Genomic DNA, 14,417 nt, shown 5'->3' with positions numbered 1-14,417 from the left:
GTCTGCGACCGCCCGGCGCTGTCAGGGCTACTTAGTTTGCAAAACCGTGCCAACGCCCATTCCGTTGACTGCTTCCGTCACCTGGTTGGCGTGGCAGATAATTACCCGCTTAACGCCCTTTTCCAACGCCCGGAAAGCGTTGTCCAGCTTCGGAATCATGCCTTTGTTGATGACACCCTGGTTTTTAAAAACCGCATAGGATTCGGGATTCAGTTCCGGAATCACGCTGTCGTCGTTGTCCGGATCGGATAAAACACCTTTCTTTTCGAAGCAATATACCAGCGTTACCTCGTTCCGGATGGCCATATCGACCGCAATGGCCGACGCCATCGTATCGGCATTGGTATTCAGCAAGCTACCGGTACGGTCGTACGTCAGGGGCGCAAATACCGGCACCAGATTCTGGCGAATGAAATACTGAATCTGTCCGGAATTCACATCCTCAATATCGCCCACAAAACCGTAGTCAATTTCGCCGATTGCGCGTTTTTTCGACCGCACGGTGTTGGCATCCGCGCCGGTCAGGCCGATGGCATCGACGCCAATGGCCTGCAACTGGGCTACGATCTGTTTGTTGACCAGGCCACCGTACACCATCGTAACGACATCCAGCATGGGCTGATCCGTAATCCGGCGGCCCTCCACCATCGTCGTCTGAATTCCGAGTTTTTCGGCGACCTGGGTGGCAATTTTTCCGCCCCCGTGAATCAGTGCTTTATGACCGTGAATTTGTCGGAATGAGGTCAGAAATTGCTTCAGTACGTCGGGGTTATCGATGACGTTACCGCCTATTTTAATGACGATCAGACTGTTCATAAACCTTGTAAAACGCCTTTCAAAACCGCCTGCGCCGACCACTCGCGGTTGGCAGCCTGCTCGATCACCAGCGACTGCGGACTGTCCAGCACCTCATCCGTCACTTTCATGTTGCGCCGAACGGGCAGGCAGTGCATGAATTTTCCGTTGTCGGTCAGCCGCATTTTGTCCATCGTCACCATCCATGACGGGTCCTGGGTGATCACCTGGCCGTAGTGCCGGTACGACGACCAGTTTTTTCCGTAAATAAAATCCGCGCCCTCAAACGCTTCGTCCTGGTTGTAGCTAACGCGGGCGTTGCCTATGAACTCCGGAGCCAGTTCGTACCCTTCGGGGTGTGTGATGACAAATTCAGCTTCGGTATGGTTGATCCATTCGCAGAACGAATTGGCAACGGCCTGCGGCAGCGGTTTGAAATGCGGCAGCCAGGTCAGTACGATTTTGGGACGTTTCCGGACTTTGAACTCTTCAATCGTGATGCAGTCGGCCAGCGATTGTAGCGGGTGGCGCGTGGCCGATTCGAGGTTGATGATCGGCACACCGGCGTACTTTTTGAACTGGTTCAGCACCACCTCGCTATAGTCCAGTTCCCGGTCTTTCAAACCTGCAAAAGCTCTTACGGCAATGATATTGCAATATTTTCCGATGACGGCAGCCGCTTCCTTGACGTGTTCAGCCTTGTCGCCGTTCATCACGATGCCCTCTTCCATCTCCAGCCCCCAGCTATCCTGACCCACATTCATCGTGATCACGTTCATGCCGAGGTTCTGCGCGGCTTTCTGCGTGCTTAACCGGGTGCGCAGACTGGAATTGAAGAAAATCAGGCCGATGGTTTTGTTGTGCCCCAGCGCCTGATCGGCAAACGGATTCTGTTTGGCATTCAAGCCCTCCTGAATGAGGGTATTTAAATCAGGTACGTCGTCGTACGTTAAAAAATGGGTCATTTCAGGTCGTGCGGTGGGGTTAGGCGGTTACGAAATTACGCGGACTTCTTTGCTCAGGGCTTCCAGAAATACGTCCACCTCTTCGCGGCCCAGCGCCAGCGAAGGCAGTAACCGAATGGTATTTTTTCCCGCTACACCGGTAAAAATGTGATGGTCGAACAGCAGGCTGTTCCGCAGCGATTCAACCGGAAAATCGTATTCAATTCCGATCATTAGACCCCGCCCGCGCAGGTCTTTGAAGCCGCCGATCTGCCGAATCCCGTCCATGATGTAATCGCCGATTCGGGCCGCATTCTCGATCAGATTCTCATCCTGCATAATGTCCAAAACCGCAATACCAGCCGTGCAGGCCAGGTGATTGCCGCCGAACGTCGTGCCGAGCAGCCCGTAGGTTGCCTTGAATTTGGGCGAAATCAACACGCCACCAATCGGAAAACCGTTGCCCATGCCTTTCGCCATCGAAATCAGGTCCGGCGTAATCCCACTGAACTGGTGGGAGAAGAATTTCCCCGAACGACCGTACCCGCACTGCACCCCGTCCAGAATCAGGATGGCCCCGGTTTCGTCGCACTTCCGGCGCAGCGTTTGTAGAAATTCATCCGTGGCTACCTGAATACCGCCCACCCCCTGAATCCCTTCAATGATAACCGCACAGGTTTCGTCCGTAATGCCTCTCTGAACCGCTTCTACATCATTGAAAGGCAAGAAGGTGACGTGTTCGGTGGAATTGATCGGTGCTACGATGGACGGATTATCCGTAGCCGCAACCGCACCGGCCGTTCGGCCGTGGAAGGACTTGGTGAACGCGACCACCTTTTTGCGACCCGTATGAAACGAAGCCAACTTCAGGGCATTCTCGTTCGCTTCGGCCCCCGAATTGCACAAAAACAGGGCGTAATCCGGGTAGCCCGACATTGTGCCCAGCTTTTCCGACAACTCTTCCTGCTGACGAATCCGAACCGAATTGGAATAAAAGGAAATCTTGTTCAACTGCTCCGTCAATGCCCTGACGTACCTGGGGTGCGTATGGCCCACCGAAATCACGGCGTGCCCACCATACAGATCCAGATAACGGTCACCCTTGGTGTCCCACAGATAGCTGCCCTGCGCCCGAACGGGTTCGATGTCGTAGAGCGGATAGACGTTGAAAAGCATTTTGAAACAGGATTAAACGAAACTAATTTCAGGTACTCGATTTCAGCCTGCAATTTTACGCATTCTGCCGGTAAATCGTTCCTAAAAATGCAAAAAGCAGGCTCATCTACCTGCTTTTCATAAAATTGGACCGTAGCAACTTCTTAAAGCCGTCCGTCGGGGCGCTTTCCGGCTCGTAAAATAGCCGTCTGCATCGGCGTAAAGGGTGGCTCAAAAAGGGCAATCGATTCGTGGTAACACCGGAACAGATCGGCAATGTAATGAATGCGCTCCGACAAATCAGCCCAGTCGGTTGCACCGGTTTTTAAGAGACTATCAGTTGTTGGGTCAATTTGCCGGAGCAATTCGTGCAGATCGGGATGCGTTATGACGCGCAGGGAAGCCGGAAAATCGATGACCAGATCTTGCCCGAGCCGCAACCGAACATCCGGCGGAAAACTCATCGTCATCAATTGTTCGGTCACCACCAGCCGAATCTGCCGTTGCACCCGGTCGATCAGTTGATCGATGGCCTGGTCGAGCGGAGAAAGCTGACCAAACAGGTTTGAGAAGAAAAGGCGACTCTTCGCCCACCAGCCATCGGCCGGAAAAATCAGGTCAACCAATTGCTTCTTTAGTTCGGAAGAGTCGATCGGTACCAGATTGAGCGATTCGGCGATTTCGGGCTGCAACCGGGTTTGTTCGTGAAAACCGATCGCCAGATTCGCCAGCAACCGGAGTTCCGCCTGTAATTTTGGGTCTTGTTCGAACCAGGATTGATAGAAAGCCGTAAACGCCTGACGGAGATAGTGCTGGCCTTCGGGCGGATTGCCGGGTTTGAGTCCCCGCAAAAACTCCTCCAAATGATCGGATTGATAGGTCGAATCGGCCAGGCAAATCGCCATAAACCGGGCGAATTCCCGACCAATTTCCACAAAAACTTTGCGGTTTCCCCGGCTGACGGCTTCACTCGTCCGGTTGAGCGTGGCCACCACCACCCGCTCCCAGATCAACTTGCGGAGGGTATCCGGGTGTTGTTTCGCCCCAAGTTGCCGCAGCAAGTCGACCAGGTACCGTATCGTCTCTCCGGCTTCCGACTGAATCCGAAACCGGGATTCCAATTCCCGCAGCGCATCTTCCTGCCGAATGGTCTGCCCGGCCTGTTTGGAGGCCCAGGTGGCAAATGTACACCAATTGACCCCAGCGCCCGTCCGTTCGCCAAAAGCCGCTGATAATTCGTAATAGCAGTGGGTAATTTGTAAGTTCCGAACCACCGGGTCGCTCACGGCCGAAATCCGTTCGACATCGGCGATCGTCGGGATGCGTCGGGTTAGCCGGATCGGATTGATCATGGTTTCCAGCATAATGCCTTCGGTAAAATAGAAGACTAAAAATACAGGAAACTGCACGGCTCCGGCCGATCGATTTAGTATCCGGCTGACCGCTTCTCCAACTTCTTATCAGGCAACCCGTTTAAAAAGAAGCGGTACCGTAAGCATCCGGGCACCGCCAACTAATCCTACCATTATTCTGTCAATCAGGCGTTTACTGTTGACACAAAGTGTTTGATAGCCTGGGTTACTTCCTCCGGTGTTTCAATCATACCCAGATGCCCGGCCTGCTCCAGGGGTACGGTTTGCGCCTTCGGAAGCTGATCGAACAGTTCCTGGCTTTTAGCAAACGGTATGATCTGGTCTTCCTTTCCGGCCATGACCAATACCGGAAAAACCGCCTTTTGCAGCACCTGCACCCGGTCTGGGCGAGCGGCCATCGCCCGCATGCCCGCAATCAGCGCCCCGGCGGGCAGATTGGAAAACTGTTGAACAAGGTGTTCTACCTCCTGGGCCCGGTTTTTGCTGAAACTGCTACCGAACATTTTGGGAACGGTTTGTCCGATAAAATACCCCGAGCCATGTTGCTGTAAGGCAATGATCGACTGCTCCCGGGCCTGTTTTTTTTCTTCGGTATCGGCAAAAGCCGTTGAGTTTAGCAACACCAGTCCGCTGACGAGATCAGAATGTTGTTCGGCAAAGGCCAGGGCAATGTACCCGCCCATCGAATGCCCAACGAGCACGACGGACGGGTTAGGAAACGATTGCAACCGGCTGAAAATATCTTCTGCGTACGCATCAATCGTTTCGTGCTGCGTCAGTTCTGAAAGATCCGGTTTTATAACATGGGAATCCGTCGCCAGTTCAGCGTATAAGCCATTCCAGATAGAGGCATCGACGCCGTGGCCGTGAATCAGGACAATGACAGGTTTATCACGCATGTTGAAAGGGGTTGAAGGTATATGCTACTAACTAGCTTCACTGAAAACAGTTTGGCGTAGCCACCTGCTTTAACTTTGCTGGTGACTACGCCAACTATAAATAAATTCAGTTCGACTATTTTCTTTGGAGGACTAGGTGTTGCTCAGAACATCGACCAGGATCAATACCAGACCACCGATTAACATCAGAACGCCCAAGAGGCCCAGCACACCGCCAAACAGAACGGCAAACAACAAACCGATCACCCCGACAATAATCCCGGCCCGCAGTGTCCGACTCATAGCCTTGGCTTCGTCAGGAGCCAGCGAGTTTTTAATTTTCTTATCGATTTTCTTCATCATCATCCGCTCGGCCAGGCTCATTTTGTGTTTGGCGATCGATGCGGAAGCGGTCGTTTGATGGGTTGTAGCGGCTTTGGCGCTGGCTTCGGCTAGCATCGCCTGCACCCGGGCCATGCGCTTTTCCAGTTTTTTGTTACCAGCCAGTTGGTTATCATTCCGAGCGACAGCTTCCTGAAGCTTCTGTTCAACATTTTTCAGGGCGGCAGCCGTGGTCAGCGGGGTAGCTTGTTCGGCAGGCGTTACAGCCGGCGACGCTACCGATACTGCAGCAACATCTTCCGAAACCGTCGGAGCAACCTGGGGTGCCGAAACTTCTTGTCGGCTTCCAAAGCGCTCGACCGGCATCTTCTGGTAGGTGGCATACGGACGGCTACAGGCACTGAACAAGGCTGAAGTCAGCAGTGAATACACTGCCAGTTTGGAAAGTGTTCTCATGAATTTGGAATGGAGATTAGATTAATAATGTGTATTCGTTGTAACGGAGGGCAAAAAAGCAGAATGATTGGCATCCCTGCAAAACTTGGCCCTATTTTTTACAAAAAAGTCTATTGGGAAAAGTAGTTTTTTATCTAGCGCGCTCAGAAATCGGTCATTTTATGCCACAGTGACGCAAAATGACCGATTTCGAAACGGCGTTTTGAAGTTTTCACTAGACGATTAAACCGACCAGGAGCAGCACCAGACCCACAACGAGCAGAGTAATCCCGATGCCGTTGGAAGCAGTCGCCAGGAAGATAATTAACCCCACCAGGGCTACAATCGCTCCGACCGTGACAAAAACATTGACGGCTTTGGGTGCATTGGGGTTTTTCGGAGCGAGGGCCCGTTTGATTTTTTTATCGACATTTTTCAGCATCAGTCGCTCGGCCAGGTTGGGCTTCTTAGCAATCTTGGTCTGACCGGTGGCCTGTGTGCTGGTGCGGTTTTCGGCACTCAGCATCGACTGAATACGCGCCATCCGCTTTTGCAATTTGTTGGCTGTTGCCTTGTTTTCGGTGCTGGCCACCACCTGATCGATGGCTTTTTGTACATTGGCTACCGGAGTGGTCGGTACGCTGGCGGCAACCGCCGGGGAAGAAAGGGAGACAGCCTCTTCGGATTGTACGTCAGCCGAAACCGTTTCAGCGGGCAAAACCGGGGCGGCTTTGGGCTTCTGGCTGGCAAAACGCTCAACCGGCATTTTCTGGTAGGTAGCGTAGGGGCGGCTGCAGGCGCTGAAAAGCAGGGTGGCAATCAACGCGTAAAACACGTTTCTGGAGAAAGTTTTCATACGGTTTGTTATGGTGTTTTAGTGAAGCATGACGCTTGCTTCGTATCCAAAACTTGCCAAACCCGTATTTGTTCGTTTTTTCCAAAAAATCTGACAGTCTGAACCCGGTGCGCACCGGGTTCAGAGCCGTTTATCAGGCAGCCGACCGCAGAACGTGCAGGGAAGATTTGCCAAATTTCTCCCGGGCGTAGTCGACGGTAATGGTTAATTCTTTGACCTCCGTGGCTGACGGTAACTCATACATGGCATCGGTAATGATCGACTCGCAGATCGACCGCAGACCCCGGGCACCGAGGTTGTACACCATCGCCTGATCGACCACATAATCGAGCGCCGAATCGTCCCATCGCAACTGAATGTCTTCCATTTGAAACAGTTTGGCGTACTGCTTCGTAATGGCGTTTTTCGGCTCGGTCAGAATCCGGCGCAGGGCCTCGGCGCTGAGTGGTTCGAGGTAGGTCAACACCGGCAAACGACCGATCAACTCCGGAATCAGTCCGAACGATTTCAGGTCCTGGGCCGATACATGGCGCATCAGGTGGGCGCGTTCAAAGGTATCATTCAAGCGACGACCTCCCGCAAAACCAATGGGCCGGGCGTTGACCCGCTTGGCAATGTGCCGGTCGATGCCATCAAAGGCTCCCCCGCAGATGAATAGGATGTTTTCAGTATTCAACGCAATCATCCGCTGATCGGGGTGTTTGCGGCCACCTTGCGGGGGAACATTGACAATCGAGCCTTCGAGCAGTTTAAGCATGGCCTGCTGAACGCCCTCCCCGCTCACATCCCGCGTAATGGACGGATTATCGGATTTACGGGCAATTTTGTCGATTTCATCGATATACACGATGCCCCGTTCGGCATTCTCAACATTATAATCGGCGGCTTGCAACAAGCGCGTCAGGATGGTTTCCACGTCTTCGCCCACATACCCGGCTTCGGTAATGACCGTCGCGTCGGCGATGCAGAACGGCACCTGCAAAATCTTGGCAATAGTCCGGGCCAGGTACGTCTTGCCGGTTCCGGTATCGCCAACCATCACAATGTTTGACTTTTCGATCTGAATTTCATCGTCCGACGGCGGTTGCATCAGCCGCTTGTAGTGGTTGTAAACCGCCACTGTCATGACCTTCTTGGCTTCGTCCTGCCCAATGATGTATTGGTCGAGGTACTGCTTCATCTCCATCGGTTTGATGAGGTTGAAGTTGGGCCGGTCTTCCGGATTGGAGCGTTTGGGGCGGGTTTCTTCCAGCACAACCTGGTGGCCCTGCTCAATGCAGAAATTACAAATATGGGCGTCGATACCCGAAAGCAGGAGTGTCACCTCGTTTTTCCGTCGTCCGCAGAACGAACAGCTCACTTGTGGCATATTTTTATTCTAATACAGTATAGGTGCTCGCGTATTGGCCTTAACGTTGGACGGCCGCGACCGGTTTCCGGCGCAACCAAAAAAGCAGTTTGCTTGGGGGAACGGGATCGTGTCACGACAAATATACTAGAAATTTGGTTGCATACGGGCGCATTTTTCCCGATCCCTCGTGCGACTTCATCACAAGGAATCCTTTTTTACGCAGAAAGCGACGTAACACCTCCTTGGTTACTCGCTACAACATGGTTGTTTTTTTAGTTTCCGGTTATTTTTCAGGAACAACGCCCAGCCGCGCCCGCTCGGTTTTTACCCACTCGATCAGTTCCGTTTTCTGGTTTTCGTGCAGTTTCGCATCCTGGTGGACCAGTGTGTAGGCGGGCAGCGGCATATGGCCTTCCTCTACTTCTTCGGCGACTTCCTCCAGCTTGTGATCCATCCGTTTTTTGTCGTACTGGGCAAATGTCGAGAAGTTCAGTTCTTCTTTTCCCTCCTCGACATGATTCGCGAGCCACAGGCTCACGGGGCTGATGTTGGCATACCACGGATACTCGGTACGGTTGGAATGGCAGTTGTAACAGGCGGTTTTCAGGCTGGTCATGACCGAGGCCGGGACCTGAACCGCGTGCGTAATGTCCTGGGGTGTATCCGCAACACCTTCGTTACGGTCCGGACGGATGAATTGCAGGGCAATCAAAATAACGACAAGTCCGAGGAGTACTTTTTGCTTCATAAGTCGATGGGTTTAGAAAAGTAGATGGCTAAAAATAGAACTTTCTACCGACAAAAAAACGGAAACGGCTCCCGACCGTTTCCGTTCCTCTAAAACCGGTCAACCGGTTTTTATTTTTCCCGACGCAGCACTTCGTCGATCAGGCCGTATTCTTTGGCTTCTTCGGCCCGGAACCACTTGTCACGGTCCGAATCTTTCTCAACCTGTTCTTTGGTTTTTCCGCTATGGGACGCAATGATTTCGTACAGTTCATCCCGGAGTTTGACGATTTCGCGGGCCGTGATTTCGATATCGACCGACTGACCCTGTGCCCCTCCCGAGGGCTGGTGAATCATCACGCGGGCATGTGGCAAGGCGGAACGTTTTCCGGCAGCGCCCCCGCAAAGCAGCACGGCCCCCATCGACGCGGCCAGGCTCGTACAAACCGTCGCCACATCCGGCCGGACGTACTGCATGGTATCATAAATACCCAAACCGGCATATACCGAACCGCCCGGGCTGTTGATGTACATCAGAATATCTTTCTTGGGGTCGGCCGACTCCAGAAACAGCAATTGCGCCACAATGATGTTGGCAATGTTATCATCGACGCCCATGCCCATGAAGATGATCCGGTCGGCCATCAGCCGCGAGAATACGTCTACTTCGCGGAAGTTCATCGGACGTTCTTCAATTACGGAACGGGTCATGTTTTCAACGGTGTGGTTCATGTAACCATCGACCGTCAGCCCGTTCAGACCCATGTGGTGAACGGCAAATTTGCGGAATTCATTTCCTTGATTCATACTGATCATGCTTTCTGTTTAGCGCAACGAAATTACAAACTTAACGGACACTCCCACATCCGGTCATCGGGCGTCGCTCTTTTTTTAGGAACGGGCCGGAAAACCGGATACGCTTTCGGGAAACCAACTTCCCCTCCGGCGTTGTTGTGGTACAAAAATGCGGGTTCGACCCGGTTTTTGATAGTCGGTCTGACTTATTTTATTATCGGAATTACTTGAGACACCATGACACCAGGCTCCCAAATCCGTCTTTTACGCCAGCAAAAAGGCTATTCACAGGAAAACATGGCCGATATGCTCGGGCTTTCGACGACGGCATACGGCGACATTGAGCGGGGAAAAACCGACCTGACGATCTCGCGCCTGAACCAGATCGCGACGGCCCTCGGCACCACGGCCGCCCAGATTCTGTCTGAGGAGGTTTCGGCTCAACCAGAACTCTACCCAGCCGAAGTGGTGCATCAGGTGGAAGTGCTAAAATCGGAGCAGGAACGAAAAGACCTCGAAATTGAAAAACTCCGGCTGGAAGTGGCCTATTGGAAGCGCAAGGCAGAGGATCTGGCGCTGGTCGACGTGGTTCGCCAATTTACCCAGCCCACCGAGCGGAAACGCATCGGTTTTTGAAACCCGTCAGATGCCAGTATAAACGACACAACCCCTATCCGTCGTCACCGACCAGACAGGGGCTGCATCAATAGGTTCTCTGAATTAGGCTTGCACAGGGCTCTGACGGGCAGTAACCAGTTCTTTGAACTCATCGACGGTGATGCTGCGCGGTTCCAGCGTCAGTTTGCTCTTGATCAGCTCAATGACTTTATCGTCGAACATGCGGTTGTACATCTGCATGTAGTTATTGCCTTTTTCGTCCATCAGGTACTGCTGGGCAATTTTATCGACCGTCTGGTTCAGTTGGTCGTCGTCGCCGTAGAAGCCAAACTGCTCGCGGACCATGCCGCGCGTGGCGTTCAGCACGTCTTCGTACGAAACGTTGATTTCGTTTGCGCTGGCGATTTTGTTTTTGATCAACTGTAATTTCACCGACCGGGCGAAGGCATCGTACTGCTCGTCTACTTCGGTTTCGGTGATGTTGCCTTCGTTGGTCGTCAGCAGCCATTGCTTCAGGAAGTCATCCGGCAGCGAAATAGCAATATTATCCAGCAAAGCCTGCTCAATATCAAGGCGTTGCAGCGAAGCTGACTCCCGGCCGTAGTTGCTTTTGATCACTTCCAGGACTTTTTCCCGGAACTGTTCTTCGTTTTCAACGGCATCTTTGCCCAGCACTTTATCGAAAAACTCCTGACCCATTTCGGCGGGTTCATTGCGGGTGATATCATCCACCGTGAACGTAAACTCCCCTTCCAGGTCGGCGGCTTCCTCGGCTTTCAGGCCGGTAGCCAACCCACGGCTTTTATCGTCGGCAAACGCTTTCCGGATGTCGAACGTCACGGTGTCGCCTTTTTTCAAACCGATAAATTTCGGCAGTTCGTCGGCGGCAATCTGTTTGGTCGGCAGGGCGGTTTTGGTTTCGAACGGTTCGCCGTCTTCCTTCGCCGGTTGCTTCAGCTCGCCGTAGATCATGTCGCCTTCGGCCGATTCTTCGGCGTGCGAATGGCCGCTAAACCGGGTTTTCAGCTCTTCGATGGTGTTATCCAGTTCGGTTTCACCCGCCTGAATTTCGTAGGCCGGAATCGGCGGCAGTGCATCGAAATCTACCTCAAAATCAGACGCCAGACCCAGGTTATAGCGAAACTCGAACTCGTTCTGGCTATCCCAGTCGATGGCATCGGCCTGCTCGCGGTCAGGCATCGGGTCGCCCACCACCTGCAATTTATTGTCGCGGATGTAATTATTAACGGTGTTCTTCAACAGTTCGTTGATTTCATCGACCAGCACACTCCGGCCGTACATTTTCTGAATCAACGAGGGGGGCACTTTACCCGGACGGAACCCTTTGATACTGGCGCGACGGCCGTAATCTTTCAGTTTTTTATCGACTTCCGGCTGATAATCACTTTTCGACACCTTGATTTTCAGCGAAGCATTGGTTTCCGTCGATTTCTCTAATGCAATTTCCACAATAGGCTAATTTTGAATGTGAGAATGAGTGAATGAGTGAATGCTTTTACGGAACGACCTGTTCGGTTATTCACTCATTCACTCATTCACTCATTCAAAATTTAGGTACGGGCGGAGGGACTCGAACCCCCATGCCTTGCGGCACCAGATCCTAAGTCTGGCACGTCTACCAATTTCGCCACGCCCGCGAAAAATAATCGGTTGAGAAGTTGAACCGTCTGAAAGCCACCTGACCGGCGCTTGTCTTTCGTTTCCCAAACTATTTTGGCCTGCAAAAGTACAAAGCTTTTCTGTATCCTACAACCTATTCCTGCAAGAGGATTATTTTTTACCGGTTTTCCTTTGATTTGCTGCGGTCGATTCCTTAAATTTAATAAACTACCTCTACCTGATACAATCCAGCGTATAACAGAACCACGACACCCTCCTATGGACGTAACCGCTGAACCGGTCATTGACCTTGACCAGGAACGGAAAGAAATATTGAAGCGCTACCGCCGGTTGTTGCGGGAAGCCAAACCGATGTTGAAGGATAACGACGCCAAGCTGATCAAGAAGGCGTTCAATACCTCGCTGGAAGCCCACCAAAGCATGCGTCGCCGGTCGGGCGAACCGTATATTTACCACCCGCTGGCCGTCGCCCAGATTGCCGTGGAAGAAATCGGCCTGGGAACCACATCCATCGTAGCCGCGCTGCTGCATGATGTGGTCGAAGATACCGACATGACGATTGCGGATATCGACCGGCTGTTCGGCCCGAAAGTAGCCCGGATCATCGACGGTTTGACCAAAATTTCGGGCAAATTTGAGTACGGCACCTCGCAGCAGGCCGAGAATTTCCGGAAGATGTTGTTGACGCTGTCGGACGATGTGCGGGTGATTCTGATCAAACTGGCCGACCGGCTGCACAACATGCGGACGCTCGACTCGATGCCCCGCGACAAGCAACTCAAGATTGCTTCCGAAACGATTTACATCTACGCACCCCTCGCCCACCGGCTCGGTTTGTACACGATCAAATCGGAACTGGAGGATTTGTATCTGAAATACGCCGAACCGGAAGCCTATAAGGACATTGCCCGGAAGTTGCGGGAAACCAAGTCGTCGCGGGACCGGTTTATCGCCCGGTTCATCGAACCCATTGAAGCCGACCTGAACGAGTTGGGCTACGATTTTATAGTCAAAGGACGCCCGAAGTCGATCTATTCCATTTACAATAAGCTCAGCAAACAGAAAAAACCGTTCGAGGAGATTTTTGACCTGTTTGCGATCCGGATTATCCTGAAAGTGCCGCCCGAAAGTGAGAAAGCCGCCTGTTGGCAGGCCTACTCGGTCGTGACGGACCATTACAAACCCAATCCTGACCGGCTGAAAGACTGGATCAGTACCCCGCGCGCCAATGGCTACGAGTCGCTGCACACCACGGTGATGAGCAAAGCCGGGCAGTGGGTGGAAGTCCAGATTCGGACCTCTCGCATGAACGAAATTGCCGAAAAAGGCTACGCGGCCCACTGGAAGTACAAGGGCAACGAAACCCAAACCGGTCAGGGCATCGAAACCTGGATCAGCCAGGTCCGCGAAATGCTCGAATCGGCCAGTAATGAAAAAACCGCTGCCATTGAGTTTCTCGACGATTTCCGGAGCAACCTCTACAGCGAGGAGGTTTTTGTCTTTACGCCCAAAGGCGACCTGAAAGTGTTGCAGCGGGGCGCGACGGCCCTCGATTTTGCGTTCGACATTCACACCCAGATCGGCGCGCGGTGCATGGCCGCCAAAGTCAATTCAACGCTCGTGCCGCTCAGCCACGTGCTGCACAACGGCGATCAGGTGGAAATCATCACGTCCAACAAGCAGAAGCCCAACGAGGACTGGCTGCGGTTTGTGGTGACCTCGAAAGCCAAGACCAAAATCAAGGACCTCATTAAAGAGGAAAACAAGCAGCACATTACGGACGGCCGTGACATGGTGGCCCGGAAGCTGAAAATCCTGCGGATCGAAATGACTAACGAGATCCTCAACCAGCTCCGGGCGTATTTCGGCTCCAAAACCACCAACGATTTCTTTTACCGCGTCGGCAAAGGGCACATCGATGTGCAGGAACTGAAGAAGTTTAAGTCCGACAAGGAAGCGAAGGAAAACCGTCAGAACAAGCTCAATACCGACACGCTCCAGGATGGCAAACAGTTTGAAAAAGAACTGAAGAAAATCCACGGCGAGCGGGCCGATGCCGACATGCTGCTGATTGGGGAAGACATGGACCGGATCGATTACACCTTGGCCAAGTGCTGCAACCCGATTTCGGGCGATGACGTGTTCGGTTTCGTGACGGTCAACGAAGGCATCAAAATTCACCGGACGACCTGTCCCAACGCCGTCGAACTGATGTCGAACCACGGCAACCGGATCATCAAAGCCAAATGGACCTCGCAGCGCGATCTGGCGTTCCTGGCTGGGTTGCGGATCACGGGTACCGACCGCGTCGGGCTGGTCAACGATGTCACGAAAATCATTAGCAACGAACTACACATCAACATCCGCTCCATCACCATCGATTCGAAGGATGGGATTTTTGAAGGCACCCTGAAGTTATACGTTCACAACACCCACCACCTCGACGAGTTGATGAAAAAACTCGAAAAAGTCGATGGAGTCGTGAAAGTAGCCCGGTTTGATTAATTT

General features: G+C 52.7%; 13 protein-coding genes and 1 tRNA gene. 2 read left to right on the top strand and 12 right to left on the bottom strand.

Annotated elements, in window-relative coordinates:
- Window positions 1–27 precede the first annotated feature (27 nt).
- From argB to ACO2Q8_RS19830, 10 genes are all read right to left on the bottom strand, one after another.
- Window positions 28–816 (bottom strand): acetylglutamate kinase, encoded by a 789-nt coding sequence (gene argB / locus ACO2Q8_RS19875; RefSeq protein ID WP_423346593.1) that lies wholly within the window; start codon window positions 814–816, stop codon window positions 28–30.
- The gene (locus ACO2Q8_RS19870) at window positions 813–1,760 is read right to left on the bottom strand and encodes an N-acetylornithine carbamoyltransferase (protein ID WP_423346592.1); all 948 of its coding nucleotides are present in this window, start codon (window positions 1,758–1,760) and stop codon (window positions 813–815) included. The genes argB and ACO2Q8_RS19870 overlap by 4 nt, the downstream gene beginning before the upstream one ends.
- 27 nt (window positions 1,761–1,787) lie before the next feature.
- Window positions 1,788–2,915, bottom strand: coding sequence for an aspartate aminotransferase family protein (locus ACO2Q8_RS19865; RefSeq protein WP_423346591.1), 1,128 nt, complete (start codon window positions 2,913–2,915; stop codon window positions 1,788–1,790).
- A 143-nt stretch (window positions 2,916–3,058) separates the two neighbouring features.
- A complete protein-coding gene (locus ACO2Q8_RS19860) occupies window positions 3,059–4,258 on the bottom strand; it encodes a hypothetical protein (RefSeq protein ID WP_423346590.1) in 1,200 nt (399 codons plus the stop codon).
- A gap of 173 nt (window positions 4,259–4,431) precedes the next feature.
- Window positions 4,432–5,166, bottom strand: a complete 735-nt coding sequence (locus tag ACO2Q8_RS19855; protein ID WP_423346589.1) for an alpha/beta fold hydrolase — start codon at window positions 5,164–5,166, stop codon at window positions 4,432–4,434.
- 132 nt (window positions 5,167–5,298) lie between these two features.
- Window positions 5,299–5,943: a hypothetical protein gene (locus tag ACO2Q8_RS19850; RefSeq protein WP_423346588.1), complete on the bottom strand. Its 645-nt coding sequence runs from the start codon at window positions 5,941–5,943 to the stop codon at window positions 5,299–5,301.
- A gap of 214 nt (window positions 5,944–6,157) precedes the next feature.
- Window positions 6,158–6,778: a hypothetical protein gene (locus ACO2Q8_RS19845; protein ID WP_423346587.1), complete on the bottom strand. Its 621-nt coding sequence runs from the start codon at window positions 6,776–6,778 to the stop codon at window positions 6,158–6,160.
- A gap of 133 nt (window positions 6,779–6,911) precedes the next feature.
- A complete protein-coding gene (gene clpX, locus ACO2Q8_RS19840) occupies window positions 6,912–8,147 on the bottom strand; it encodes an ATP-dependent Clp protease ATP-binding subunit ClpX (RefSeq protein WP_423346586.1) in 1,236 nt (411 codons plus the stop codon).
- Window positions 8,148–8,412: 265 nt separating this feature from the next.
- Window positions 8,413–8,877 (bottom strand): heme-binding domain-containing protein, encoded by a 465-nt coding sequence (locus ACO2Q8_RS19835; protein WP_423346585.1) that lies wholly within the window; start codon window positions 8,875–8,877, stop codon window positions 8,413–8,415.
- Window positions 8,878–8,987: 110 nt separating this feature from the next.
- The gene (locus ACO2Q8_RS19830; protein ID WP_111629419.1) at window positions 8,988–9,662 is read right to left on the bottom strand and encodes a ClpP family protease; all 675 of its coding nucleotides are present in this window, start codon (window positions 9,660–9,662) and stop codon (window positions 8,988–8,990) included.
- A 225-nt stretch (window positions 9,663–9,887) separates the two neighbouring features.
- Between ACO2Q8_RS19830 and ACO2Q8_RS19825 the strand changes: the two genes are divergently transcribed.
- On the top strand, window positions 9,888–10,286 hold the full coding sequence (locus ACO2Q8_RS19825) for a helix-turn-helix domain-containing protein (RefSeq protein WP_423346584.1): 399 nt from the start codon (window positions 9,888–9,890) through the stop codon (window positions 10,284–10,286).
- Window positions 10,287–10,370: 84 nt separating this feature from the next.
- Here the strand turns inward: ACO2Q8_RS19825 and tig are convergent, their stop codons facing one another.
- Together tig and ACO2Q8_RS19815 are read right to left on the bottom strand one after the other, a co-directional pair.
- Window positions 10,371–11,738, bottom strand: coding sequence for a trigger factor (gene tig, locus ACO2Q8_RS19820; protein WP_423346583.1), 1,368 nt, complete (start codon window positions 11,736–11,738; stop codon window positions 10,371–10,373).
- 106 nt (window positions 11,739–11,844) lie between these two features.
- Window positions 11,845–11,926, bottom strand: a tRNA-Leu gene (locus tag ACO2Q8_RS19815).
- A 241-nt stretch (window positions 11,927–12,167) separates the two neighbouring features.
- Here ACO2Q8_RS19815 and ACO2Q8_RS19810 point away from each other — a divergent pair.
- Complete coding sequence (locus tag ACO2Q8_RS19810) at window positions 12,168–14,414, top strand: RelA/SpoT family protein (protein ID WP_423346582.1); 2,247 nt, start codon at window positions 12,168–12,170, stop codon at window positions 14,412–14,414.
- Window positions 14,415–14,417: the final 3 nt, after the last annotated feature.

Origin of the sequence: Larkinella sp. VNQ87, from assembly GCF_049445795.1 — a bacterium.
In the GTDB taxonomy this organism is placed as follows: Bacteria; Bacteroidota; Bacteroidia; order Cytophagales; family Spirosomataceae; genus Larkinella.
Note: the sequence above shows the minus strand (reverse complement) of the source record. Positions and strands in the feature narration are given on the sequence as shown.

What these genes read in the sequence shown, in the direction of transcription:
- argB (WP_423346593.1), bottom strand. Translation starts at nt 816, where the DNA reads ATGAACAGTCTGATCGTCATTAAAATAGGCGGTAACGTCATCGATAAC.
- ACO2Q8_RS19870 (WP_423346592.1), bottom strand. Translation starts at nt 1,760, where the DNA reads ATGACCCATTTTTTAACGTACGACGACGTACCTGATTTAAATACCCTC.
- ACO2Q8_RS19865 (WP_423346591.1), bottom strand. Translation starts at nt 2,915, where the DNA reads ATGCTTTTCAACGTCTATCCGCTCTACGACATCGAACCCGTTCGGGCG.
- ACO2Q8_RS19860 (WP_423346590.1), bottom strand. Translation starts at nt 4,258, where the DNA reads ATGCTGGAAACCATGATCAATCCGATCCGGCTAACCCGACGCATCCCG.
- ACO2Q8_RS19855 (WP_423346589.1), bottom strand. Translation starts at nt 5,166, where the DNA reads ATGCGTGATAAACCTGTCATTGTCCTGATTCACGGCCACGGCGTCGAT.
- ACO2Q8_RS19850 (WP_423346588.1), bottom strand. Translation starts at nt 5,943, where the DNA reads ATGAGAACACTTTCCAAACTGGCAGTGTATTCACTGCTGACTTCAGCC.
- ACO2Q8_RS19845 (WP_423346587.1), bottom strand. Translation starts at nt 6,778, where the DNA reads ATGAAAACTTTCTCCAGAAACGTGTTTTACGCGTTGATTGCCACCCTG.
- clpX (WP_423346586.1), bottom strand. Translation starts at nt 8,147, where the DNA reads ATGCCACAAGTGAGCTGTTCGTTCTGCGGACGACGGAAAAACGAGGTG.
- ACO2Q8_RS19835 (WP_423346585.1), bottom strand. Translation starts at nt 8,877, where the DNA reads ATGAAGCAAAAAGTACTCCTCGGACTTGTCGTTATTTTGATTGCCCTG.
- ACO2Q8_RS19830 (WP_111629419.1), bottom strand. Translation starts at nt 9,662, where the DNA reads ATGAATCAAGGAAATGAATTCCGCAAATTTGCCGTTCACCACATGGGT.
- ACO2Q8_RS19825 (WP_423346584.1), top strand. Translation starts at nt 9,888, where the DNA reads ATGACACCAGGCTCCCAAATCCGTCTTTTACGCCAGCAAAAAGGCTAT.
- ACO2Q8_RS19810 (WP_423346582.1), top strand. Translation starts at nt 12,168, where the DNA reads ATGGACGTAACCGCTGAACCGGTCATTGACCTTGACCAGGAACGGAAA.